Origin of the sequence: Sneathiella sp. (assembly GCF_029233945.1) — a bacterium.
GTDB lineage: Bacteria > Pseudomonadota > Alphaproteobacteria > Sneathiellales > Sneathiellaceae > Sneathiella.
Window position 1 is genome coordinate 64,590 of the sequence record NZ_JARGOQ010000014.1, and the last position, 6,095, is coordinate 70,684.

Consider the following 6,095-nt stretch of genomic DNA (forward strand, 5'->3'; position numbering starts at 1 on the left):
TCCTCCCCCTTGGCAAGCTGGGGAAGGAAGGCCTCTTTCTGCGCCTCGGTCCCTTCCTGAAGGATCGCGGCGCAGCAGGGTGAGTTATTGACGCTCATCACCGTGGAGACAGCACCGTCGCCGCCCGCAATCTCCATCAGCGCAAGGGCGTAGGAGACATAGTCCGCCGCCGCCCCGCCGTAATTCTCGGGCACGGTCATACCCATCAGGCCGAGGGCGCCCATCTCACCCAAGACACTCCGCGGGATCGCCGCCTCTTCTTCCCACGCGACGGAATTCGGGGCCAGACGATTCTGCGCAAAGTCGCGCGCCATGTCGCGGATCATGGTCTGCTCTTCAGTTAAAATCATCCGGCTTTCTCCGTTTCCCGTTGGTTCAGCGATTAATTGACAAGTTCCAGCGCCATTGCCGTCGCTTCACCGCCACCGATGCAGAGAGAGGCGACACCACGTGTCTTGCCATATTTCTGCAAGGCAGAGAGAAGAGTGACAACGATCCGCGCGCCGGATGCGCCAACAGGATGACCCAGCGCACAGGCGCCGCCATGCACATTCACCTTCTCATGATCAAGGCCAAGGTCCTTCATCGCCGCCATGGTGACGACGGCAAAAGCCTCGTTAATCTCGAAAAGATCAACGTCGTCTTTCGTCCAGCCAACCTTGTCCAATACCTTCTGGATCGCATCAATGGGTGCCATGGTGAATTCGGAGGGTTTACGGGCATGGGTAGAATGGGCGAGGAACTTCGCGATCGGCTTCAACCCGCGCCGCTTCGCCTCGCTCTCCTTCATCAGGACCAGCGCCGCGCCACCATCGGAGATGGAAGAGCTGTTCGCCGCTGTGACCGTCCCATCCTTCGCAAAGGCGGGTTTGAGGGTCGGAATTTTATCCGGATTGCCTTTCAGCGGCTGCTCATCTTTCTCAATGATGACTTCGCCTTTACGGGTCTTGACCGTAATTGGCGCAATTTCGGAAGCGAAGCTGCCGTCTTCCGTTGCCTGCTTCGCCCGCTTGAGCGATTCAATCGCGTATGAATCCTGCGCTTCGCGTGTAAACTGGTAAAGGCCAGCCGTTTCTTCGGCAAAGCTGCCCATCAGGCGGCCTTCCTCATAGGCATCTTCCAACCCGTCGAGGAACATATGATCCTTCACATCGCCATGACCGAGCCGCAGGCCGGTGCGCATTTTCGGCAGGATATAAGGGGCGTTCGTCATGCTCTCAAAACCGCCCGCGACAACAACATTATTGCTGCCCGCCTTGAGCGCATCAAAGCCATACATCGCCGCGCGCATACCGGAGCCGCACATCTTGTTCACGGTCGTGCAGCCCACGCTGTCGGGAATGCCCGCGCCAAATGACGCCTGACGCGCCGGTGCCTGACCGAGGCCCGCCGGCAGCACGCAGCCCATGATCACTTCGTCGATATCCGTTCCGGTGACGCCGGCGCGGTCCATCGCCGCCTTGATCGCCGTGGCGCCCAGTGCCGGGGCCTTCACGTCCGAAAGATCGCCCTGAAACCCGCCCATTGGCGTCCGGGCCATACCAACGATGACAATTGGATCTTCACTCATTTTATTCTCCTTATCATTTGTCGAAGATGTGTCTTCCTAAACTTAACTTGTCTCGTTAAACAATTCGCGCCCGATCAGCATCCGCCGAACCTCGCTGGTGCCCGCGCCAATCTCATAGAGCTTGGCATCGCGCAAAAGCCGTCCGGTCGGATAATCATTAATATAGCCATTTCCGCCCAAGGCCTGGATCGCCTCCAGCGCCATCCAGGTCGCTTTCTCCGCCGCATAGAGGATAACCCCGGCCGCATCCTTTCGCGTCGTCTCCCCGCGGTCGCAGGACTTCGCCACGGCATAGACATAAGCCTTGCAGGCATTCATGGTCGAATACATATCCGCGACCTTGCCCTGCATGAGCTGAAACGTCCCGATCGGCTGACCAAACTGCTCCCGGTCGTGGATATAGGGGATCACCGCATCCATGCAGGCCTGCATGATGCCCAGCGGTCCAGCGGAGAGGACAACGCGTTCATAATCAAGCCCGCTCATCAATACGCGGACGCCTTCGTTCAGCGGCCCCAGAATATTCTCCTCCGGCACTTCGCAATCCTCGAATACCAGCTCACAGGTGTTGGAGCCGCGCATGCCAAGCTTATCGAGCTTCTGCGCCGTGGAAAAACCGGCAAAGCTTTTTTCGATCAGGAAGGCTGTAATCCCATGCGGGCCCGCATCCGGTGCCGTCTTCGCATAGACCACCAGAACATCCGCGTCGGGGCCGTTGGTAATCCAGAACTTATTGCCATTCAGGATATAACGATCGCCCTTCTTCTCTGCCCTGAGCCGCATGGAGACAACGTCGGAGCCCGCGCCCGGCTCACTCATGGCGAGCGCGCCGACATGTTCCCCGCTGATCAGTTTCGGCAGGTATTTGGTTTTTTGCGCCTCAGTCCCGTTGCGGCGGATTTGATTGACGCAGAGATTTGAATGCGCGCCGTAGGACAGTCCGACAGAAGCCGACGCCCGGCTGATTTCCTCGACCGCGATACAATGCTCCAGATAGCCGAGATTTGATCCGCCATATTCTTCCTCAACGGTGATCCCTAAGAGGCCGAGATCCCCCATCTTCCGCCACATATCCATGGGAAATTCGTTGGTGGCATCAATTTCCGTCGCTCTCGGGGCGAGTTCTTCGCTTGCAAAACTGGAGACCGTATCGCGAAGCATATCGGCCGTCTCGCCAAGACCGAAATTAAGACCCGGAAAATGAATTGCTGGCATCGTTTTTTCCCTACCTTCAAAAATGAATGAAATGACGGCCTAAAAGACGCAAAGGGTCTGACAGGAGTTAATATGGGGCGTCAGGGCAATCATGTCGATACCGCTTCGCGGCCAAGGTTCAACGCGTCCGATTTTCCCATCAGGCACATCATCGTAAACAGCCCGGTCAGGCAATGACTTGTCTTCCCCGCCTCCTCCGCATAGGCATCCGCCTGACAGACAAAGAGCGTCTTGCCGGCCTTCACGACCCGCCCCTTCGCCTTCAACCGCCCGCCTTGTGCGGGATTGAGAAAGCTCACCTTGAACTCAGTCGTCAGGACCGTACTATTTGGGGGATAGAGCGAATAACAGGCATATCCCGCAGCTGAATCGGCAAGCGCCGCCACCAATCCCCCATGGAAAAACCCATGCTGCTGGGTAAGCCCGGGGCGAGTCTCAAGGGACAACTCGCAGATACCCGGCTCAATCAGATCAATGCGCGCACCGATATCCGCCATATAGGGCTGCCGCGAGAAACTATCCCGGACAACGCTCTCATAGTTCGGATTGCGTGGCTCGAATTCCGTCTGCATACCTATTCCCGCTTTTTGAGGATCGTTCCGGCGTATAAAGCCCGTCAGTCCTTCCCATTATGCCGGGCGAATATAAGCAATTCTCGTCAATAGATAAAATCATTTGTTTCGATCATAACTATTGATATCATCTATAGTATGGACATTTATCAGCTCAGATACTTCCTCGCTATCGTCGAGACGAACAATTTCTCCCGGGCGGCAGAACGCGCCTTTGTCAGCCAGCCAACATTGTCGACGGGCATTAAGAAGCTGGAAACGGAGCTCGGCACACCTCTTTTCAATCGCGATGCCCGCAAGATATCCCTGACCGAGGCCGGGCGGCGCTTCCTTCCCCATGCGCGCACCATCATTTATGAATGTAACGCGGCGAAGACGGATATCACCCGGAAAAACCCGGTCCGGCGTTTGCAACTGGGATTGCTTAGAAGCGCCCCGACGAGCCGGATCGCGGCCCTGCTGAGTGATTTCGGCAAGGCGCATCCCGATATTCAGATATCCATCAAGGATGGCGCGCCGGCACAGCTCCAACGCTGGCTTAATGAAGGGCGGATCGATCTCGCGCTCTCCATCCCACCCGAAGAGGTCAACAACGCTCAGTTCACACGTCTTTATAGCTGGAAATATATGCTTGCCGTTCCGTCCGGCCATTCCTTCGCCAATCGCAACGCTATTCCCTTGAAAGAGCTGGACGGGCTTGATTTCCTGCATCGGCCCCATTGCGAAGCTGAAACCGAATTGACGCGATCCTTCGCCAGCGCCGGGATCAACCCGCATATCGTCTTCCGAACGGATCAGGACGAAAAAGCCCTCACCTATGTCGGCGCCGGGGTCGGCCTCTGCATGATGCCTGACATTCTGTCTGCGCCCGGCGTCACACTCCTACCGGTGGAGGGGATCAATATTGACCGAACGATCGGGATGATCTGGCCGCAGGAAAAGGAGAATGATCTGATCCATTCATTCCAGATGTTCGCAACCAGCCATGACTGGCATCCGGCAAGGGCCGCCATTAAAAATCTCGACTGGGCGCGCTAACCAGTTCTAGAGCAGGACAACCGTTGCCAGGCCGAGGAAGGCGACAAAACCAACGATATCGGTCACGGTGGTTACAAATACGCTGGAGGCGATGGCCGGGTCGATATTCATCCTGTCAAGGGTGACCGGCACGATCATACCCGCAACCGCCGCGACCAGAATGTTGACGATCATCGCGAGCGCAATGATCAAGCCGATTTGCACATTGGCGAACCAGGCCCAGGCGATAATGCCGATCAAGACCGCGAAAACACTGCCATTCAAGAACGCCACCATCGTTTCCTTGCTCAGGATTCGGAGCATATTGGCCGCCGTCAGTTCTTTCGTCGCGATAGCACGCACGGCAACGGTCAGCGTCTGGGTCCCTGCATTGCCGCCCATGCTGGCGACAATGGGCATCAGCACGGCGAGGGCGATAATCGCTTCCATCGTTGCATCGAACAGACCGATCGCGACGGAGGCCGCAATCGCCGTCAGCAAATTGACGAACAACCAGAGAAAACGCGTCTTCGTTGTCGTCATGACACTGCCGAACAGGTCGTCCTCCGACACACCACCGAGACGCAGGATATCCTCCTCCGCTTCTTCGCTGATAACATCAACAATATCGTCAACCGTGATCACACCGATCAGCGCACCGTCATCATTGACGACCGCCGCGGAGGTAAGGCGATATTGCTGGAACAGATAAGCGACTTCTTCCTGGTCCATATCGACCGAAATAAGCTTCTGCTCCGTATCCATGATGTCGCGCACCTCTACAGGGCGCTTGCTGCGCATGGCGCGGTTGAGCGGAATGGTCCCGATAGGGTGGTGCCGTGGGTCGACAACAAATATCTCGTAGAACTCCTCCGGCAGATCCTCGGTATCGCGCATATAATCGATGGTCTGGCCGATATTCCAATATTCCGGCACCGCAATCAGGTTACGCTGCATCAGGCGGCCGGCACTATCCTCCCCGTAGGACAGGCCTTCTTGCAGAACTCCCCGCTCATCCGCCGGAATTTCGTTCAGGACCTCGCGCTGTTCTTCCTCTTCGAAATTTTCCAGAACGTCGACCGCGTCATCGAGTTCAAGTTCATTGAGGAAGGCGGCGATCTCCGCCGGTTCCATATCATCGACCAGATGCTCCCGCACATTCTCGTCGAGATCGGAATACACATCCGGATCGATCCGGCCTTCCATGATGTTCAACAGGGGCAGGCGCAGCTTCGGCTTTAACTGCTCGATCAGGTCCGCCATATCGGCGGAATGCCAGTCCTCCAACGCATCATGGATGAAAGCGGCGTCTTCGCGCTCTATGGCGTCCTGTATTTCCTGAACGATTTCGTCGCTCAGGCCGTAAGAAGGCGCCGTGCTCTCCTCTTCGAGGAGGTCGTCTTTATGTTCCTGCGCATCGGACATGATTAACCTTCATCAATAAGACGTTCTCTTCTTGCAACCGGGCCTGGCATCATTTTGCCAACCTTGTGATCCTGCGCGTCAACGGCGGCAATCGCCGTCATGTTGACGAGGCCGCGCACGGTGATTGAGGCCGCTGTCACATGCACGGACTTTGACATACCGATCAGGATCGGGCCAACGGCAATCCCGTGTCCGATGCTCTTCGCGATGTTATAGCTGATATTCGCCGCATCCAGATTGGGCATGACCAGAAGATTTGCCGCACCCTGCAGCCGGGAGTTTGGGAAGATCGCCTC

At 56.7% G+C, this 6,095-nt stretch carries 7 protein-coding genes; 1 reads left to right on the top strand and 6 read right to left on the bottom strand.

Annotated elements, in window-relative coordinates:
- The 4 genes from P1U71_RS06780 to P1U71_RS06795 form a co-directional block, all read right to left on the bottom strand.
- The coding region (locus P1U71_RS06780) for an acyl-CoA dehydrogenase family protein (RefSeq protein WP_301104810.1) at positions 1 to 350 on the bottom strand (350 nt) is incomplete at its 3' end.
- Between the two features lie 32 nt (positions 351 to 382).
- Positions 383 to 1,570 carry an acetyl-CoA C-acyltransferase gene (locus P1U71_RS06785; RefSeq protein ID WP_301104811.1) on the bottom strand — a complete coding sequence of 396 codons (1,188 nt, stop codon included), beginning with the start codon at positions 1,568 to 1,570 and terminating at the stop codon, positions 383 to 385.
- A gap of 42 nt (positions 1,571 to 1,612) precedes the next feature.
- Entirely contained in the window at positions 1,613 to 2,785 is a 1,173-nt protein-coding gene (locus P1U71_RS06790; protein WP_301104812.1) for an isovaleryl-CoA dehydrogenase, read from the bottom strand.
- A gap of 89 nt (positions 2,786 to 2,874) precedes the next feature.
- Positions 2,875 to 3,357 carry a PaaI family thioesterase gene (locus tag P1U71_RS06795; RefSeq protein ID WP_301104813.1) on the bottom strand — a complete coding sequence of 161 codons (483 nt, stop codon included), beginning with the start codon at positions 3,355 to 3,357 and terminating at the stop codon, positions 2,875 to 2,877.
- Positions 3,358 to 3,495: 138 nt separating this feature from the next.
- Between P1U71_RS06795 and P1U71_RS06800 the strand changes: the two genes are divergently transcribed.
- A complete protein-coding gene (locus P1U71_RS06800) occupies positions 3,496 to 4,395 on the top strand; it encodes a LysR family transcriptional regulator (protein ID WP_301104814.1) in 900 nt (299 codons plus the stop codon).
- Between the two features lie 6 nt (positions 4,396 to 4,401).
- On the opposite strand, the gene mgtE is transcribed toward P1U71_RS06800, so the two are convergent.
- A complete protein-coding gene (gene mgtE, locus P1U71_RS06805) occupies positions 4,402 to 5,799 on the bottom strand; it encodes a magnesium transporter (protein ID WP_301104815.1) in 1,398 nt (465 codons plus the stop codon).
- A 2-nt stretch (positions 5,800 to 5,801) separates the two neighbouring features.
- Positions 5,802 to 6,095 (bottom strand): phosphate acyltransferase (locus tag P1U71_RS06810; RefSeq protein ID WP_301104816.1); only part of this gene is annotated, 294 nt, incomplete at its 5' end.